The organism is Natronospira proteinivora, assembly GCF_024170465.1.
Taxonomy (GTDB): Bacteria; Pseudomonadota; Gammaproteobacteria; order Natronospirales; family Natronospiraceae; genus Natronospira; species Natronospira proteinivora.
In genome coordinates this window covers 968,244-986,634 of sequence record NZ_JALJYF010000002.1, presented here as the reverse complement: position 1 = coordinate 986,634, position 18,391 = coordinate 968,244, and the positions used below count along the sequence as shown (strand labels likewise).

The 18,391-nt window shown below is 58.0% G+C and carries 16 protein-coding genes; 5 read left to right on the top strand and 11 right to left on the bottom strand.

Annotated elements, in window-relative coordinates:
- Positions 1-100: 100 nt before the first annotated feature.
- From J2T60_RS11500 to J2T60_RS11465, 8 genes are all read right to left on the bottom strand, one after another.
- Positions 101-379: a hypothetical protein gene (locus tag J2T60_RS11500; protein WP_253450229.1), complete on the bottom strand. Its 279-nt coding sequence runs from the start codon at positions 377-379 to the stop codon at positions 101-103.
- Between the two features lie 482 nt (positions 380-861).
- Positions 862-2,319 carry a hypothetical protein gene (locus tag J2T60_RS11495; protein WP_253450226.1) on the bottom strand — a complete coding sequence of 486 codons (1,458 nt, stop codon included), beginning with the start codon at positions 2,317-2,319 and terminating at the stop codon, positions 862-864.
- 268 nt (positions 2,320-2,587) lie between these two features.
- Positions 2,588-3,295 (bottom strand): hypothetical protein, encoded by a 708-nt coding sequence (locus J2T60_RS11490; RefSeq protein ID WP_253450223.1) that lies wholly within the window; start codon positions 3,293-3,295, stop codon positions 2,588-2,590.
- Positions 3,296-3,750: 455 nt separating this feature from the next.
- A complete protein-coding gene (locus tag J2T60_RS11485) occupies positions 3,751-4,248 on the bottom strand; it encodes a hypothetical protein (RefSeq protein WP_253450220.1) in 498 nt (165 codons plus the stop codon).
- A gap of 18 nt (positions 4,249-4,266) precedes the next feature.
- Positions 4,267-4,596 carry an STAS-like domain-containing protein gene (locus tag J2T60_RS11480; protein ID WP_253450217.1) on the bottom strand — a complete coding sequence of 110 codons (330 nt, stop codon included), beginning with the start codon at positions 4,594-4,596 and terminating at the stop codon, positions 4,267-4,269.
- The gene (locus tag J2T60_RS11475; protein WP_253450214.1) at positions 4,583-5,317 is read right to left on the bottom strand and encodes a hypothetical protein; all 735 of its coding nucleotides are present in this window, start codon (positions 5,315-5,317) and stop codon (positions 4,583-4,585) included. The genes J2T60_RS11480 and J2T60_RS11475 overlap by 14 nt, the downstream gene beginning before the upstream one ends.
- A gap of 490 nt (positions 5,318-5,807) precedes the next feature.
- Positions 5,808-6,563: a TSCPD domain-containing protein gene (locus J2T60_RS11470; RefSeq protein WP_253450211.1), complete on the bottom strand. Its 756-nt coding sequence runs from the start codon at positions 6,561-6,563 to the stop codon at positions 5,808-5,810.
- A 146-nt stretch (positions 6,564-6,709) separates the two neighbouring features.
- Complete coding sequence (locus J2T60_RS11465) at positions 6,710-8,857, bottom strand: adenosylcobalamin-dependent ribonucleoside-diphosphate reductase (RefSeq protein ID WP_253450208.1); 2,148 nt, start codon at positions 8,855-8,857, stop codon at positions 6,710-6,712.
- A gap of 731 nt (positions 8,858-9,588) precedes the next feature.
- On the opposite strand from J2T60_RS11465, the gene J2T60_RS11460 reads away from it, so the two are divergent.
- Both J2T60_RS11460 and J2T60_RS11455 read left to right on the top strand, forming a co-directional pair.
- Positions 9,589-10,026, top strand: coding sequence for an Hsp20/alpha crystallin family protein (locus tag J2T60_RS11460; RefSeq protein ID WP_374728488.1), 438 nt, complete (start codon positions 9,589-9,591; stop codon positions 10,024-10,026).
- A gap of 267 nt (positions 10,027-10,293) precedes the next feature.
- The gene (locus J2T60_RS11455; protein ID WP_253450205.1) at positions 10,294-11,670 is read left to right on the top strand and encodes a DegQ family serine endoprotease; all 1,377 of its coding nucleotides are present in this window, start codon (positions 10,294-10,296) and stop codon (positions 11,668-11,670) included.
- 92 nt (positions 11,671-11,762) lie between these two features.
- On the opposite strand, the gene J2T60_RS11450 is transcribed toward J2T60_RS11455, so the two are convergent.
- Together J2T60_RS11450 and J2T60_RS11445 are read right to left on the bottom strand one after the other, a co-directional pair.
- Positions 11,763-12,275, bottom strand: coding sequence for an outer membrane beta-barrel protein (locus J2T60_RS11450; RefSeq protein ID WP_253450202.1), 513 nt, complete (start codon positions 12,273-12,275; stop codon positions 11,763-11,765).
- A 41-nt stretch (positions 12,276-12,316) separates the two neighbouring features.
- The gene (locus J2T60_RS11445) at positions 12,317-13,108 is read right to left on the bottom strand and encodes a sulfite exporter TauE/SafE family protein (protein ID WP_253450199.1); all 792 of its coding nucleotides are present in this window, start codon (positions 13,106-13,108) and stop codon (positions 12,317-12,319) included.
- A 90-nt stretch (positions 13,109-13,198) separates the two neighbouring features.
- Between J2T60_RS11445 and J2T60_RS11440 the strand changes: the two genes are divergently transcribed.
- On the top strand, positions 13,199-13,648 hold the full coding sequence (locus J2T60_RS11440; protein WP_253450195.1) for a DUF2914 domain-containing protein: 450 nt from the start codon (positions 13,199-13,201) through the stop codon (positions 13,646-13,648).
- Positions 13,649-13,723: 75 nt separating this feature from the next.
- Here J2T60_RS11440 and J2T60_RS11435 read toward each other — a convergent pair whose 3' ends face one another.
- A complete protein-coding gene (locus J2T60_RS11435) occupies positions 13,724-15,088 on the bottom strand; it encodes an NAD-dependent succinate-semialdehyde dehydrogenase (RefSeq protein WP_253450192.1) in 1,365 nt (454 codons plus the stop codon).
- 88 nt (positions 15,089-15,176) lie between these two features.
- On the opposite strand from J2T60_RS11435, the gene J2T60_RS11430 reads away from it, so the two are divergent.
- The gene (locus J2T60_RS11430; RefSeq protein ID WP_253450189.1) at positions 15,177-17,192 is read left to right on the top strand and encodes a lytic transglycosylase domain-containing protein; all 2,016 of its coding nucleotides are present in this window, start codon (positions 15,177-15,179) and stop codon (positions 17,190-17,192) included.
- A 30-nt stretch (positions 17,193-17,222) separates the two neighbouring features.
- The gene (locus J2T60_RS11425; RefSeq protein WP_253450186.1) at positions 17,223-18,179 is read left to right on the top strand and encodes a complex I NDUFA9 subunit family protein; all 957 of its coding nucleotides are present in this window, start codon (positions 17,223-17,225) and stop codon (positions 18,177-18,179) included.
- Positions 18,180-18,391 lie beyond the last annotated feature (212 nt).

The following is an 18,391-nucleotide window of genomic DNA, read 5'->3' as shown; positions in this document are numbered from 1 at the left end:
GCCTTTTTCTGCTGACCTGGCCGATTAATGCTTAGGAGGTGGGCGCGCTCATTCTTCGGCTAATTTGTGGAGTGATATCAGGGAGCTTCTGATTTTGCGTTTAGTCATTCGGTGGATTTGGGCTATTCGAATCCATGAGTAGCAGTATGGTTATACCAATCCCAGCAACTATAGAAGATATGACCACAGAATCCCCAGGGGCGAATAGCAGCATCAAAACCGCAGCTAAAACTCCAGCAACTACAGCGATCGGTAGGCGAAAAGAGGGACAGCGATTGATTAACTTAAATAATGGATACATTAGAGGCAGAAAAATGATTGCGGCAATAATTAACCCGCTAAGTCCCAAATTAGCTAAAAAATCGAATGCCGTGCTCATTTGATGAGCTCCCAGTCCGGGTCCAATTCATGGATGAAAACACCCACGACAGTATCTCCCAATTTCACCTATCGCCAGACGTAGAGGTTAAGCCGCCATAGCGGCCTTCATATTCGGAATTATTCCACCAGATCCATATGGGATCGTTGGTTATTGTAAGGCCAGGGCCAGCAGGTGACCAGATTATGCATCTGCTAGGGCTTTTGAAACACATATCTGGTGAGCCAACGGTAACGCACCGCCCGGATATGATGTTCAGCATAGGCTTTATTCTGCGGCTTACCGGCCACGATTGATTTTTCCAGATTTGATTCTGCTCATCTAAACGAGCTAGATCCCAGTTGATCAACCCGAGGCCATCGTGACCGAACGCTCACCTACGGAGCGGACAGGCGAAAGCCTGTTTACTGCATACGACCAGAACGGCCATCACCACTCGATCGCCTATCACGTGAGAAGAATTAAGGCGTGCAGAAATAATCCTACGGGTTCCAGTTTCCTCGGTCATCTACCTGATCGGGGCTTGTAACAAAATCGGTCGCGGAGCTGACATCAGCTTCGCTTGGCTCTTCCTTGCGTTCCGCCAAAGCAGCTTCGCGCTCTGCCAAACGCTCCTCTTGATCGGATACCGGCTTCGACTTTTTTCGGTATTTCGGCGGCGGCGGTGTCCACGCGCGGAGGTGTTGTCCTATGTCGCGGTAGAAGGAGGGGAAGGCTTTTTCGATGTCCTCAACGAGGGTGCGGGCTCCACGGAATCGGCCCGCAAGGTCGACCACTCGCATCACTTCTAGGCCAGTCGGGAGATCGGACATACCCTCCGGGATCAATACTTTCGGGTCTTCGAGGGCGGCCTCGAGTGGTTGAACTGTGTCGGGGGTGCGGCGTGGCCAAGTGCATCGGATCAATACGCCTTTCGCCGTTTCTGGATCGAGCTGGCGGGTTAGCCAATTCACGGCGGCCGTCGGGCGCTTCTTATCCTTGGGTGGGTCCAGAGGCATGGAGAGGTTGATGGTGCGGCGCATGACATCTGCCGATAGGTGAACATTGCTGGCCGCATTCGGGATCTCGAACTGGTCAGCCAGGATCTGGTCCTTCACCAAGCGCTCAATATCATGCTCAAGCCGTTTGAGGGGATCCTTGGCGTGCTTGCGGCGTACATGAACAGATACCGGCTTGGCCAGGCGGCTGCTGAGCTTCAGCGCGAGGTAGCGGCAAAGCTGGTGCCAATCCGCCACGGCCTCCTGTAGCGCTTCGTCATTTTTCCGTAAAGGGGCGCCGCGCTGAACCGTCGCGCAAAGCTCCTTCCAGGCTGGCCCCATCCGATCATAGGATTTAACACCCGAATTATCGTGCTCGAGGAAACGGATCAGCTCCTTAAGCACCAAGGCCTGCTCTTCATCTTCGAGCGTGTCCGAATCTGACAAGACCTGGGCATTGCTTTGAAGGGCGAGCCAGGAGAAATGGTACAGGGAGACCGAACGGGTCTTCTGTCGATTCACTCTGACGGGGTGATGATTCGGCAAGAGGGCAAACTGGTTGGAAATGGTGATGACCGCGTCTGCGCCCACTTCGCGGGCTAGATCGAGATACCGCTCAATCTGATCGGCGGAAATCTCCTCGTTCTTCACCTTGGCCTCAACCAGCGCCGACCACTCTTTCTTGCCGCTGTGGACCACCAGGAGCCCGTCAGGGCGAGGCAGCTGGGCCGGCTTCTTGCCGAGGACCTTGAAGGTAGTCTCTGTCCAGGCACTCAGCTTGGCGCGCTTGTTGGTAGGCGCCCCGACCTCGTCGAGCATTAGATTAGCGTAATCAGGAATCAGGCGGAAAACTGCCAACAACGCCGAAATAGCCCGGGATTCCTTCTGCCGATCACTCCCAACGGGTATCAGCCGCGCACGCTCACCCGTCTGGAGCTTATCCAGGATGCTTCCATTCGCCATCACCACTTCTCCAAGTCCATGTGATAGAAGGACAATTTCCTCCCTACCAGACACTTAAGCGTAGCAGAGAATTTCGCGGGAGAAGGCGGGAACGGCTCAGAGACAGGGTTTGGGCTTCAAGCCGCCGAAACAGCACCGCCGTTGGCAGACAACCAGCCTACTTTTGATGCTGGCCATTTGTAGGGTGGTGGGTGTCCAGAAGCTACCGTGATTCACCTCCAATCTCTTGCCGGCTTATCCCGGCGCGCTGGGTGTCTTCGTTCTTCTACTAGGCCTTCAATTCATCGACTAGTTCATCGATAAGAAATGAAGCCGCCTCCAGTCGCTCCTCCGCATGATACAAACCTATCGCCATAAAATTTGCGACTAGGGTCGCAATTAGAAGAGAGGAAGCTAGGATCCACCTCAAAACGTCGACAGACGACATTTCATCAGCATTAATAGCACCAAAATCTGAAGCTAGAACGGTACTTAGAAGAAGGGAAAATGAAGCAATGCCGAATAAAAGATTACGGCGCAAACGGACGACGCCGCGAAGCCTATCAATGTACTTACCTATCAAACGCGTTTCCCCTAATAGCCTTTTGTTCTCATCGAACAACTCCGCTTCAGCCCATTCGAGGACGCACTTGTATTGGAGGATGAATAGTTTTCCGACATCACCAGCAATTACCGAGCCCCATTCTTTAGACAGCTTACTGCTTCGCCTAAAAGCGCTTACTACTACTTTCCATAGATGGTGCGAAGAAATGACGATAATTGAAAATGAAAATAACAGCAAATATGCTAAAGCAAATGCGTTGGGATCATCGCGAAAAAATACGACTATAACAATAGTGATAACAAAAGCTAAAGATACAAGAATACACTTTACCCCAATAAAATCCCTTAACCTTTTAGCGAACACCTCTGAGTGCATCTTCCGACTCAAAAGTGCCTTCACCTTCACCATAGCTTCCTCATCGAAATTTATCATGCTCGCCGAACTCCCTTTAATTTGTTCGATGAAACAGGAAGAACATGGACCTAAATCCTGACACGAGGTTAGGGAGGTCGGTGTCTTCGTGCTGCGAATCAGTTCAGAAGGTCATTCCTCAAGGGCCTGGGCTTCGCAAGAACACTCTTCCCGGAACCCAGCTAGCCGACCAAGCGCCTACAACCCTCAAAGCCTCACACCCTGCCACCAAAGGGGGCTCGCCCCCGCGCGAGTTAAGCCCAGAACGTACCATTGAGACGAGAATTCGACATTGGGGACGGCGATCAGCAGCCCTGCGAGCTGATCTGGCCGTTCTGAGACGGCAATTACCCAACTAGAACCGAATGAGAGCTAGTTAGGAAGGTGGGTGTCTTTGTCCTGATTGATCGATACCCAGCACTCCACAAAATTCACTATCTATGGCAATGAACACCCCTTCCTGCTTAATATCGACGCTAACCGTCCTTCTTCCGTCGATCGTTTAAAAACTGTAATGCAGTTCGACTAGGCTTATAGGTCCCCATAAACGCCTCTTCTAAATTCCACTTTATATCGCCAACCTTGTTGCCAATATTTGCCAAGCGCGCAGAAATGCGATCGATATTTGTCACCTCAAGCAATTCCGCATTTGCAGTAACCGAGTTGCGAAGCTCTTTGATAGATACAGCAACATCAACCTCAAGCCCCCGCTTGCCAAGCAAATTCGTTTTTAGCTCGAATTCTTGTATTAGACTCTGAAGCTCAACTAACCCGGCTCTCATTTGCGAGTCTCCCTGGTTAGTGATTTTTTCTTTCCAAAATGTTTTTGATGTCCGAGATAGTTCATCTAGAACAGAATGGGCTCCATCTATAATGCCGCGGTTCTCGGATCGAGTAGCTAATCGCTTAGCATTTGAGTAAATCACATACCAGCCGATAGCAATAATCAGGGCATTTACAACAACCAAGAGCATTAAACCACCCTCTCCCGACTATTCATTTTGCTTATACTCGCTTTCTTCAATATAACCCATTATTTCTTTTATCAGACTCTCAAACTGTGTCTTTATTCGGAGTTTTTTCTTCAACTCACCCTTCTCAATCCCCTCATCTCTAACCAAACCGCCAAAAGCCTCATCCAAAAAAGACGATCCATACCCCCTTGTCCCATCCAAGTCCACCTCAACGCACTCATAATCCCTCAATGCCGGAACAAGGTAGTCCTTTCGAAAACGCTCCCCACTATTTGGGCCATCCGTAAGATAGCGACCCAACGGGATTACACTGAATTCCTTAGATATAATTATCTTAGTTGACTTCATCGACCTTCCTGCCTTGAGGAACAGCAATATTCCATTGGATCAGAGTACCAATTAGACTTCGCTTATGCACAATGGATCTTGACACTCCGCTCGAAGATCGGTAGCGGTATTCACCGCGATTGCTATATATCCGCAAATCGCCAACTGGGTTTTCTTCCACATAACGATGAACATCTCTAAGCCCTTTACCTCCACGACCACTTTTGCGCGAAGTTCTCCCTAACTCAATGGCCGCTCTTATCATGTTTGTATCATGATTCCCTTTTAGCCCTAACGAATCCATCACAGAGTAGATCGACTCCCACCCATACTTCTTAGGGAGGGTCACCGGGATACCAACACCGCGGTCATAGATAGCCAAAAACAATTGATTATCTATACGCTCACCAAAAAGCCACCACCTTCGACCTAAACTTCTACCGCCCCCCTGAATCACGCCCTCCAGACCATAAGCGTGCTGCCAGACATTCAGCATAGCCTCGGTTAATGAACGATAGAGTTTAAGCTCTTCATCCTGCTTGATTGACCCGAGGTAGAGGCGCTCTGCTATTAGATCTAAAAGCTCCTCCAAATGTTCGTCTGAATGAATACCCGTGAAACAGGGAATTAAATCCGCCGGCGAATCAGCCCTATCATTAGGTTGTTGATTAATTGTGCCTGTTACAAACAGGTTCGCATGGGAAAGCCTATCCCGCAACTCAGCATCTCTCGGCTTGAGCATTATGATCCTGACATCACGCCCATACTCAATAGACAGTCTTGTCACCTCCGCTCTGACACGCAGAAGAGCCGCGGCTGTAACCCTACGCGTATTCCGAAAATCGATTATCAGCCTTCTAGGTCGATCACTAACTACTACGGAAATATCACGAAGGAAGACAACCAAGATCTCGTAGCTACTTTTAGAGTATAGACAAAGTTCGTTGGGGGTGACGACAACAGGTGTGAGATTTAATTTCGGCAAGGCTCTCTTCCGGCGCCTTAGTACGCGACTCCATTTCCGCTCGACATAGTTGTTATGTCTGTATCGCCCCTTCTTGCTTAGTCGCTTCATATCTGCGAGGTATCTCCCACTGGGCTACACCCCATCAGCGCACAGCCAGGGCCGCGAGAACAAGGCAAAAGGGGCCCGTCACGAAGCGGAGTTACCAAGAAGGTATGAGCATTCGCGATGGGCCTTTTAACGCCGTTATAGTGGTTCTGGCGAAGCGCTAGCCGCACTTAGAGTCGCCACAGGAAAGACACGTAAGACACCCATCCATCATCACCACCGCCGCGGTATTGCACTTGGTGCAGAGTTGGGCGCCGGCGGGGAAGCCGCCGTTGTCTGAGTTGTTGTCTTCGTCTTTGTCTTTGGCGAAGGCGTCTTTTTGTTTTTGGGCGGCTTCGTATTCGGCGCGTTTTTGTTCCACGAGCTTTTTCTGGTGTTCGTCCAGTTCGGGGGACTGGATCATCCCGATTTTGGTCAGATGCTTTTCGATGACCTCGCCGATTTCGGCGATGAGGGAGGGCATGAATTTGCCGCCGGGCTTCCAGTAGCCGCCTCTGGGGTCGAAGACTGCCTGGAGCTCTTCTACCAGGAAGGTGACGTCGCCGCCTTTACGGAAGACCGCGGAGATGACCCGGGTCAGGGCCACGATCCACTGGTAGTGGTCCAGGTTTTTGGAGTTGATGAAGATTTCGAAGGGGCGGCGGATTTCCTGGTCCGTGCCTTCGTTGAGCATGATGTCGTTGATGGTGATGTACATGGCGTGGTCGGCGACCGGGGGCTTGACCTTGTAGGTGGAGCCGATGAGTTCTTCCGGGCGCTCGAGGGTTTCGGTCATGTGGACGACGTTGCCTTCGCGGCGGAATTCGGTGAGTTCCGCTTTGTCGCTCTTGGCTTGTTCGCGTTGTTCTTTGGTTTCTTCGTCTTCGGGCTTTTTGATGCCGTAGGAGACGATGGGTTTTTCGATTTTGATGGCCATGGGTCTTTCCTCGATTGATTCTGGTTGTTTGGTCTTTGCTCTCCCCCTGGGTCGCGAATAAATCCGCGCCTGCGGTGGGGGGTGGGCCTTTCCCCGGGGTCGCGGATGAATCCGCTCCTACGGGGGCATCTTTGTGTGGGGCCGCTTTAGAAGCGGCCGTAGTAGCCTTCTTTTATGGCGTCGTAGAGGTTGGCGGCGGTGTGCATTTCACCGTCGTATTCGATCTCTTCGTCGCCGGCGGCTTCGACGGTGGTGCCGTCTTCCAGGGTGAAGGTGTAGGTGGTGTTTTTCAGATCGTCCTCACGCACCAGCACGCCCTGGAAGGCTTCCGGGTTGAAGCGGAAGGTGGTGCAGCCCTTCAGACCATTCTCATAGGCATAGAGATAGATGTTCTTGAAGTCTTCGTAGTCGTATTCCGTGGGCACGTTGGCGGTCTTGGAGATGGAGCTGTCCACCCACTTCTGGGCCGCGGCCTGCATGTCCACGTGCTGCACCGGGGTGATTTCCTCGGCGGTGATGAAGTATTCCGGCAACCGCTCGTCGTCTTTCTCGGTGGTGGGCATGGCCTTGGCATTGATCAGCTCGCGATAGGCCAGCAGCTCAAAACTGAACACATCCACCTTTTCCTTGGACTTGCGCCCTTCGCGGATCACATTGCGGAAGTAGTGATGGGCGAAGCTGGGCTCAATGCCGTTGGAGGCATTGTTGGCCAGGGACAGGGAAATGGTGCCGGTGGGCGCGATGGAGCTGTGGTGACTGAAGCGGGCGCCCTTCTCGGCCAGCTTCTCAACCAGCTCCGGATTTTCCTCGGCGATCTTTTGCATGTAGCGGCTGTACTTGGCGTGCAGCAGGCGGCCGGGGATCTTCTGGCCAACTTTCCAGCCGTCGCGCTTCATTTCCGGACGCTTGCGCAGCATTTCCTCGGTGACGCTGAATTCCTCCACCATGATGGGCGCCGGGCCCTTTTCCTCGGACAGGTCCAGGGCCGCTTCCCAGCCGGCCAGGGCCAGTTCCTTGGCCACCTTGTCGGTGAAGGCGACGGAATCCTTGCTGCCGTACTTCATGCGCAGCATGGTGGCGGTGGAGCCCAGGCCCAGAAAACCCATGCCGTGACGACGCTTGCGGCGGATTTCGGCTTCCTGCTTGTCCAGGGGCAGGCCGTTGATCTCCACCACATTGTCCAGCATGCGGGTGAAGACCTTGACCACTTCCTTGTAGTTGTCCCAGTCGAAGCGGGCCTTTTCAGTGAAGGGGTCGAGCACGAACTTGGTCAGGTTCACCGAGCCCAGCAGGCAGGAACCATAGGGCGGCAGGGGCTGCTCGCCACAAGGATTGGTGGCGCGGATCTCTTCGTCGAACCAGTTGTTGTTCTGCTCGTTGACCTTGTCGATGAGGATAAAGCCCGGCTCGGCATAGTCGTAGGTGGAGTTCATGATCATGTCCCACAGGCGGCGTGCCGGCAGGGTCTTGTAGATCTTGCAGGCGACGAGATTGGCTTCATTGCGGACATAGCCATCCCGCTGGGGCCAGTCGCGCCAGACCACCTGCTCGGGGTCGTTGACATCGATCTCGTCCAGCTCCACTTCCTTCTCGGTGACCGGGAAGGCCAGCTTCCATTCGCTGTCGTTTTTCACCGCTTCCATGAATTCTTCGGTGATCAACAGCGAGAGGTTGAACTGTCGCAGACGACCGTCTTCGCGCTTGGCGCGGATGAAATCCATCACGTCCGGATGGCCGATATCGAAGGTGCCCATCTGGGCGCCCCGGCGGCCACCGGCGGAGGAGACGGTGAAACACATGCGGTCGTAGATATCCATGAAGGACAGGGGACCGGAGGTGTAGGCACCGGCGCCGGAGACGTAGGCGCCCTTGGGCCGCAGGGTGGAGAAGTCATAGCCGATGCCGCAGCCGGCCTTGAGCGTCAGCCCGGCCTCATGGACCTTACCCAGGATGTCGTTCATGGAATCCCGGATGGTGCCGGAGACCGTGCAGTTGATGGTGGAGGTAGCCGGCTTGTGGGCCTGGGCCCCGGCGTTGGAGATAATCCGCCCGGCCGGGATCGCCCCCTGGCGCAGGGCCCAGAGGAAACGCTCATACCAGTGCTCGCGATCCTTGGGTGCTTCCACTTCCGCCAAGGCCTTGGCGACGCGCTTGTAGGTATCGTCGACGGTCTCGTCCAGGACGGTGCCATCCTTGGTCTTCAAACGGTACTTCTTGTCCCAGATATCCACGGACGCGTCCTGGACCGGGATCGCCTTGACGGCGGCCTTGTCGACTTTAAGCGCGGTGCTCATGCTACCTCCTTGAGTATTCGGTTCTTAATTTAAGCGCCATTGGCCGGGATGGGGAAACGGCGACGCGCGCCTGGCCACCCGGCCCGGACCTTCATTGGTTTCTATTGGATAAGACTGTTCTTACGCCCCTGTTGTTCGACCCTGACGGTGGCCCTGGTGGCGGTGTTTGATGACCGCATCACCGCCGCAGCGATGGCACCGGGCCGGGCCCCCTCCCTGACCCACTCCCAGGGCCCCGGTGAGAAGCGCTGGAAGCCACTCGCCCCCTGCAATGAACGCTTAACCCCGAGGATCAGTGGATAACCCTGTGGATAAGCTGGGGACGACTAACCACAACATGTTGTGGTGAACTTCACCAAGCGTAGGCAGGGGTGGAGCGACTGTCAAGGAATATTCCGGGGAATTTCAAAATCGCGAGAGGCTGACATTTAAACTTTAAATACAATGACTTACAAAAATAACGCTAAAAGCCACTTGAAGAAAACCCGGAGCAATCAGCCACTTGGCGATCCCTGCCTCACTTGGGCCCATTCTAACACATCCCCTATATCTTGTGCCCGGTGGACAGCCAGATTCGTCAAAAAGGCGTCGAATGACCAGGGGCGTCAAAATTCCATCCCCTGCATCTTGAAAAGGGCTACGGGCGGCCCTATTTCTGCTACTGGAAACGGTGAGTACCGGACCCAACATGCCATTAACACCACGAGGAGGTGATTGTCATGGCCATGAACATTACGCCCTATCGTCGTCGTCCCTGGGGGCTGATGAATCAGCTCCAGAACGAACTCAACACCATCTTCGATGGCGTACCCGCCTACGAAGGTGAAACCGGTGAGGTGTCCGACTGGATGCCGGCGGTGGATATCCGCGAGGAGACGGATCGCTTCATCCTCACCGCGGATGTGCCCGGCGTGGATCCCAAGGACATCGAAATCACCATGGAGAACGGCACCCTGACCATTCGCGGTCAGCGCCGCTCGGAGAACACCGAGGAGCGCAATGGCTTCCGCCGCGTGGAGCGGGTCTCCGGGCAATTCTTCCGGCGCTTTGTGCTGCCGGACAGCGCCGATGCCGAGTCCATCTCGGCCAAGAGCAACAACGGGGTGCTGGAAGTGGTAATCCCCAAACAGGAGAAGGTGCAGCCGCGCCGGATTCAGGTGAAAAGCTGACCCCCTTCTCCGCCGACAAGGCCCGGGCTCCGGCCCGGGCTTTTTTGTGCCCGGCGACCGGAAAAAACCCGGGGCCAAAGCAAAGCTGGAATCCAGACGCAAAAGCAGCGAGAATCGGCCCCTTCACCGGCTGCGGGGGAACACAGGCAGTCGGTGGTGGTCTAGTGAATGGTGCCCGGAAGGCGTCCGACCACGGAGCCGCGCGGGCCAAGAGGCCATTTTCCATAACCATTGCAATGTTGAAACATTGAGAGGGAGAGCTTGCCCATGAGCGGAAGCGTCCTGCGTCTTGCAGCCACCGTGTTGTTTGTCGCGTCCTGCGGGCTGATTGCACAGCCGGCAGCAGCCAGTTTGCCCCAGAGCGATGGTGAAGGCCGCGAGCTACCATCACTGGCCCCCATGATCGAGGAAGTGGGCCCGGCGGTGGTGAACATCTCCACCCGAGGCACGGCGGAAGTCCGCCAGCACCCCTTCGCCAACGACCCCTTCTTCCGGCGCTTTTTCGACATGCCGGATCAACCCCAGCAGCGCGAGACCCAGAGTCTCGGCTCCGGGGTGATCGTGGATGCCGAAAACGGCATCATTCTGACCAACCATCATGTGATCAAGAACGCCGACGAGATCAGCGTCCAGCTTCAGGACAACCGTCGCTATGAAGCCGAAGTGGTGGGCTCGGATGAGCAAACCGATGTGGCGGTGATCCGTATTGATGCCGAGAACCTCAAACAAATCACCCTGGCCGATTCCGACGAGATTCGGGTGGGGGATTTCGTGGTGGCCATCGGCAACCCCTTCGGCCTGGACCACACCGTCACCTCCGGCATCGTCTCCGGCCTGGGCCGGGCCCTGCAGGGCAGCGGCCAGCGTATTGAGGATTTCATCCAGACCGATGCCGCCATCAACCCGGGTAACTCCGGCGGCGCCCTGGTGACCCTGGATGGCCGCCTGGTGGGCATCAACACCGCCATTCTCGGGCGCAGCGGCAACATCGGCATCGGCTTTGCCATCCCCACCAATCTGGCCCGGGGGATCATGGATCAGATCATGGACGACGGGCAGGTCCGCCGGGGTCGGCTGGGGGTCTCGGTGCAGAACCTGACCCCGGAATTCGCCGATGCCATGGATATTGATCGCCGCGATGGGGCCCTGGTGACCCAGGTGGCGCCCAATTCCGCGGCCGAGGAAGCCGGCATTGAGGAAGGCGATGTGATCACCCGGGTCAATGACCGGCCCATCACCAGCATTCGCGAACTGGTGACCCGAATCGGCCTGCTGCGGGTGGGCGAGTCGGTGTCCATCGAGCTCTTGCGGGAAGGCGAAACCCTGACCGTGGAAGCGGTGATCGGTGACCCGGAAGAAACCACGGTGAGCGCCGAGGATCTGCATCCCAAGCTGGAAGGCGCCAGCTTCACCGAGCTGGATGAGCGCTCGCCGCTGTTTGGCCGGGTGGAAGGCGTACTGGTAGAGGATGTCTCCGGCCGCAGTCCTGCTTCCCGACACCTGCGGGAAGGGGATGTGATTACCTCGGTGAACCGCCAGGCGGTACGCAATCTGGCCGAGTTCCAGGAAGCGGTGGAAGATGCCGACACCCTGGTCCTCAATGTTCGCCGGGGTGAAGGCGCGCTGTTCGTGCTGATTCGCTGAACTCACCCATCATGCCTCTGGCATGAAAAAGCCCCGTCCATTTGGGCGGGGCTTTTTTTGATCTTGTCTCCTTCAAACTACCGTGGCCGTAACTAGAAGCGCCAATGCAGGGTGACGGTATTGATGTTGCTGTCGATGGAGGTGACATGCAGCTCCAGGGGTTGGTCGAAGAGCTTGAAGCCCAGACCGACGCCCGCGGCGATGCCGACATCGCTGTCGGTGACGCCTTCCACATCCACGTAATTCGCTGCCAGCCCGCCCCGGAACTTGAGATAGAGCCTTTCACGGCCCCAGTAAGCGCTGAAATAGGTCGAAGCAGAGGCAGCAGACCAATCTCGGCCCTGCCAGCTACCGTCGGTGGGGGTCAGACCAAACTCGGCTTCCACACCCAGCCAGTCGGCAAACGGCTCCGGCGCGAAGCCCCAGGTACCGCCCAGGTAGCTGGCCACATTGCTGGCGTCAAAATCATTGAAGGCGTGATCATCCCAAACGTAGGCAAAGCCACCATGGATGGACCAAAAGTCTCGGCGATCATCCTCCGCCTGCAGCGGCGCAGCCAATAGCAGCGTGAGCAGGGCAAGTGGCCCAATGGCTGTTTTGCCCATGAATTGCCCCCTGTGGAAAGCGTGGGTGGTTGCGCTTGAGTCTAAAGCAACATGGTTAGCCCCACCACCAGCAAAACCAGGGCGAAGATGCGCCGCAGACGCTGGTCGGGCAGGCGACGGGCCAGGCGCCCGCCCAGCGGGGAGACCACCATGCTGACTGCGGCAATGGCTATCACCGAGGGCCAGTGGACCAGGCCAATGGTGCCGGGCAGGTCACTGGCAGCCCCCTTGAGCAAATAGACCGCGGTGGCAATCACGCCCACCACCATGACAGCGGTCACCGACACCGCCACGGCCTGGGCCATGGCCAGACCCCGCCACTGCAGCCAGGGCACCGTGAGAATACCGCCTCCCACGCCCAGCATGGCCGAGAGCAGGGCAACGCCCACACCACCAAAACCCAACTCCAGCGGCCGGGCCCGGCCCGCCTGTTGGGGTGAACGCTGGGGCATCGCCATGCGCGCAGCCACGGCAAACATGAAACCGGCAAACAAGGCGGTGAGGAATGACACCGGAATCCGGGTCACCAGGAAGGGTGCGAGCACCGAGCCCACGGCCACGCCGGGCAGCAACCAGGGCAGCAGATCCCGCCGGGTGGTGCCCAGCAACCAGTGAGCCCGGGCCGCAGTGGCCGAGGTGAGCACCATGGTGGCAAGCGATGTGGCCACCGCCACCTGCATGGCCAGCTCCGGAGCCACGCCCTGCCAGCGCAGCAGCCAGAACAGGGAGGGCACCACCGCCAGGCCGCCGCCCAGGCCGAGCATGCCGGCCAACAGGCCGGCCACCGCCCCGGTCAACAGCAGCAAGGGAAGCATCATCATCCAATCAGTCATGCGCGTATGCTACCCGTGGCAGGGGCATTTCTCATCACTTGGTCTAAAATAAAGGCGCCTGTTGAACCATTTAATGCGAAGGGGGAAATCATGAAGCATTGTTTGATTACACTCACACTGGCCGCTTTTCTCTGGGCCCCCATGGCCATGGGGGGAATGGCCATGGGCGAGATGGCCCCGAACGAGATGACCAATGAACAGAACGATGACACGGTGGAAGGCAGCGTCCACCGGGCCCAGTTCACCACGGCCCTGGAAGACCGTGAGCCCATGGATGATCTGGATGTTCTGGAACAGGATGTGGAACGGGTGATCTTTTTCACCGAGATTCGGGACATGGCCGAGACCACCCTCACCCACCGCTGGAGCCATGATGGCGAATTGGTCAGCGATGTGGAACTGGAGATCGGCTCACCTCGCTGGCGGACCTGGTCCAGCAAGACCCTGACGCCGGATTTGGCGGGCGAATGGACCGTGTCGGTGCTGGACGAGGACGGAGATGAAATGGGCAGCTGGTCTTTCGAGTACGCACCGGAATAAATTCAACCCTCAGCGGAACAAGAAGCCGCCGCCGGAGCCCGGCGGTGGCTTTTCTGTTCTCGACACCCGTGAAACTCAGGCAAGCCAGATGGTTTTGATGTTCACGAATTCCCGCAGGCCCAGATAGCTGAGTTCGCGGCCATAGCCGGAGCGCTTGATGCCACCGAAGGGCGTGCGGGGATCGCTCTTGGTGATGGTGTTGATGTAGGCCCCACCACTTTCCAGCTGGCGCGCCAGGCGCTCACCCCGTTGAAGGTCCCGTGTCCAGAGACTGCCGCCCAGACCATAGGGGCTGGCATTGGCCACTTCCAGAGCCTCGTCATCATTGGCCACGGTGATCAGGCTGGCCACCGGCCCGAACAGCTCTTCTTCCCAGGCCCGCATGCCGGGGCGGATATCGGCCAGAATGGAGGGCCGATAGAACCAGCCGGGCCCGTCCACGGGTTCACAGCCGGTCACCTTTCGGGCGCCCTTGTCCAGGGCATCTTCAACCTGGGCGTGAAGCTCGTCTCTCAGGTCCTTGCGGGCCATGGGGCCCAGCCGTGTCGCCGGGTCCATGGGATCGCCAAGTTCCAGCGATTCCACGGCGGCTTTGAAACGCTCTGTGAAACGTTCCGCAACTCTTTGGTCCAGAATAAAGCGTTTTCCGGCAATACAGCTCTGGCCATTGGCCTGGAAGCGGGCATTCACCGCCGCTTTCACCGCAGCATCCAGATCCGCATCGTCCAGCACGATGAAGGGATCCGATCCGCCCAGTTCCAAGACGGTTTTCTTGAGCGCGGCCCCGGCCTGGCGGGCCACGGCGGACCCTGCCCGCTCGCTGCCAGTGAGGGTGACCGCATGGACCCGATCGTCCTCGATCAACTTGCTTACCGCATCCACATCCACCGGCAGGTTCTGGAACACCCCGACGGGGTAGCCGGCATCCAGGAAGAGCTTTTCCAGGGCCCGGGCACAGTTGGGGACATTGGGGGCATGCTTGAGCAAGGCCGTGTTACCTGCGGTGACCGCCGGGCTGGCAAAGCGGATGACCTGCCAGAAGGGAAAGTTCCAGGGCATGATCCCCAGCACACAGCCCAGGGGCTGATAATGAATGTAACTGCGCTGGGCCCCGGTGGGGATGGTTTCGTCGGCCAGGAAACCGGCGGCGGTATCAGCATAGTAGTCACACAGCCAGGCGCATTTTTCGATCTCGGCCCGGGCCTCGCCAATGCATTTACCCATCTCGCGGGTAATAAGCGCGGCAAAGGTTTCCTTGCCGGCCCGTAAGCCGTCGCCCAGGCGAGCCAACAGGGCAGTACGCTGGTCAATGGTTTTCTTGGCCCATGCAGGGCCGATCTCATCGGCCCGCGCCAATGCCACATCGGCTTGGGCATGACTCATGGTTTCCACGCTCTCCATGACCTGGCCGGTCACCGGGCTGATACTTTGAATCGTCATGCCACCCCCTTTGGCTCGATTATGTTTGCCATTGCTCGATTCCGCTACAATAACGGCAGTTTCGGGGTTTTGACAGGGAAGCGTTAGCATGTGGTATCGGCCTGATGAGGGAAAACGGTTCTGCACCGCACCTCGCCCTTTCCCGTTCAAGGCGCTGCTGGCCCTGACCCTGCTCGCTTTTCTTCCTGCCACGGTTATGGCCAACCATGGCAGCGATGATCCGGTCCGTGACTTTACCCAGGCCCTGCTGGCCGGTGAACCCCTCCCCTATCCGCCCCTGGTGCTGGATGATCACCCGGCCATGCCCTGGCTGAAGATGCAGTGGATGCGCCCGCGACTGGGTGAACTGGATGCCGAGGAAGTGATCCGCTTTATATCCCGGCACCGGCATCGGCCCTTTGCCGCCGAATTCCGGCGGGACTGGCTGGTGGCCCTGGGGCAGGCGGAACGCTGGCGGGATTTTGACCGATATTATCGCGGCGAGCGGGACCAGACCCTGCAATGCCTGCATCTGCAATCGCGCCTGGTGCGCGATGACGAAGGGGCCCTGCGCGCCGCCGCCGGCCTGTGGCTAACGGGCCGAACCCTGCCCCGGGATTGTGAGCCGCTCTTCGCCGCCGCCCGCGAGGCCGGTGAAATCAGCGACTACATGGTGGCCGAACGGTTTCGTCTGGCTTTGAACCGGGACAATCTGGCACTGGCCACCGAGCTTGCGCCCCAGGTAGGCGAGGCCGCGGTGGCCCAGGTAGACCGGCTGCGGGCCATTCGGCAGAACCCGCGCAGCGTACTGGACAACATCGACCCGGCCCGAGCCGGGGAAGCGGCAATAGCGGATTTCGTGGCAGCCACCAAGCGCCTGGCTCGGCAGGACCCGGTTGCGGCCCATGAGCGCTTTGAAGCGGCCCTGGCAGAAGACCTTGAGACCACCGACCAGCAACGCTTCTTGGTCCAGCGCCGCCTGGCCCTGGAAGCGGCCCGGGATCATCTGCCCCAGGCAGAGGCCTGGCTGGAACAGACACCGGCCAATGATCAGTTCATTCGCGCCTGGCGAATTCGCAATGCCTTGCGACTTGGGGATTGGACCGCAGCCCTGGAGGCCATCGACAGCCACCCCCATGACAACAGCCGGCAATGGCAGTACTGGCGGGCCCGGGCCCTGGAGCAACTGGGCCGCGAGGATGAAGCCCGCCGGCTTTACACGCAGCTCGCTTCAGACAATGCTTATTACGGCATTCTCGCCAATCGGCGCCTGGGCCGGGCGATTGAAACCGAGCCACGGATCATCGAAGCGGATGCCACGGTACTGGCACAATTGCGAAGCGACGAGGACCTGCAGCTGGCCCGGGCTCTGCTGGATGTAGGCTGGGAAACCGCCGCCCGGACGGAATGGCGGCAAGTCCTCAATGAGAGCCCCCGCCACACCCGCTGCCAGTCAGCGTTGCTGGCCCATGAATGGGGCTGGTCCGGCGAAGCAGTGCGTATGGCGGCCCGCTCCGGCTGCCGGGGCGACCCCCGCCTGGACTACCCCCTGGCCTTTGCCGATTACATGAAACCCTCGGTGGCGCGTTTGGAGCTGGATGCCAGTTGGGCCTGGAGCATCATGCGGGCCGAATCCCTGTTTGCCATCGGGGCCGAATCCCATGTGGGGGCCCTGGGCCTGATGCAACTGATGCCGGGCACCGCCCGGGAGGTGGCCAGGGACCTGGAACTGGAGCTGAACGGCAGTCGTGACATCATTGACCCCGCCCATAACATCCAGCTGGGCACCGGCTATCTGCGCCAGATGCTGGACCGTTTCGATGGCCATCCCCTGGTAGCCACCGCGGCTTACAATGCCGGCCCCCATCGCGCTCAGGCCTGGCTGCCCGAAGAAGGCACCCTGGACGGTGATGTCTGGGCCGAGATCGTTCCCTTCCGGGAAACCCGCCGCTATATCCGCCGGGTGATGACCCATAGCCTGGGCTTTGACCGCCAGCTGGATGCGGTGGCCGGCAACGGAGACCGCTTGGCGATGCGCATGGCGCCGGTGGGTGAAACAGACCCGGAATCCTGCCTACTGGCGACAACCCCGGAACTGGACGAAGAGATCACCTTGAGCTGTTAGAATGGCGCTCTTGTTGAGCGGGAGATTTCCATGAACTATCGCAGCATCTGCCTTCTGGGCGGCACCGGCTTTGTGGGCGAACACCTGGCCGCACGCTTGGCCCAGGAAGGGGTCTACGTCAAGATCCTCACTCGCTATGCCCATGGCAACAAGCGTCTAAAGGTCTTGCCCACTGTGGAACTGGTGGAAGCCAATTGCCACGATCCGGCGGTGCTGGAGCGGGAGTTCCGCGGCATGGATGCGGTGATCAATCTGGTGGGCATCCTCAACGAGAAAGGCCGCAAGGGCGAGGGCTTTCGCCATGCCCATGTGGAACTGACCCGCAAGGTGCTGGATGCTTGCGAAACAGCGGGGGTCAACCGCCTGCTGCACATGAGCGCCTTGGGGGCGGATGCCAGCGGGCCCAGTCACTATCTGCGCAGCAAGGGCGAAGCCGAAGGGCTGATCCACGTGCACAGCAACAAACGCCTCAAGTCCACCATCTTCCAGCCATCCACCATTTTCGGGCCCAATGACAGCTTCGTGAACCGCTTCGCCGGTCTGCTCAAACTGCTGCCGGTCTTCCCACTGGCCTGCCCCAATAGCCGCATGCAGCCGATCTATGTGGGGGATGTGGTGGAAGCTTTCCTGCGCTGTCTGGATGACCGATCCAGCCATGGTCGGCGCTACCAGCTGGCCGGGCCGGATATCATGACCCTGAAGGAAATCGTGAGCTACATTGCCAAGGCCATGGGCAAGCGGCGCCTGATTATCGGCCTGCCGGATGTGCTGGCGCGGCTGCAGGCCAATGTCATGGAGTTCGTGCCGGGCAAACCCTTCTCCCGGGACAACTACAACTCCCTGCAGGTGGATAATGTGGCCAGCGACAATGACCTTGAGACACTGGGCATTGATCCCACCAGCATGGACGCGGTGGTACCCGGCTATCTCAGCAACTCGGGTCTGCGGGGGCGTTTCCCGGAGATGCGCCAGCACGCCAAGCGCTAACGGCCCAATACGCTGGTACCCCACTAACTGACTCGTTCGGGGCGGCCTGCGGATCCGGCTCCCCATCACGCCTCCGGAAAATCGAAGCAAAAAAAAGCCCGGCAAAGCCGGGCTAATCATTCTCGCTTCTTTATCCGGACCCCCCGTCCTTTTTTCTTCCCCTCGCCAATTGGTTTTCAGTCTACGCCGCTTTAAAGCCCTAAAATGTGAAC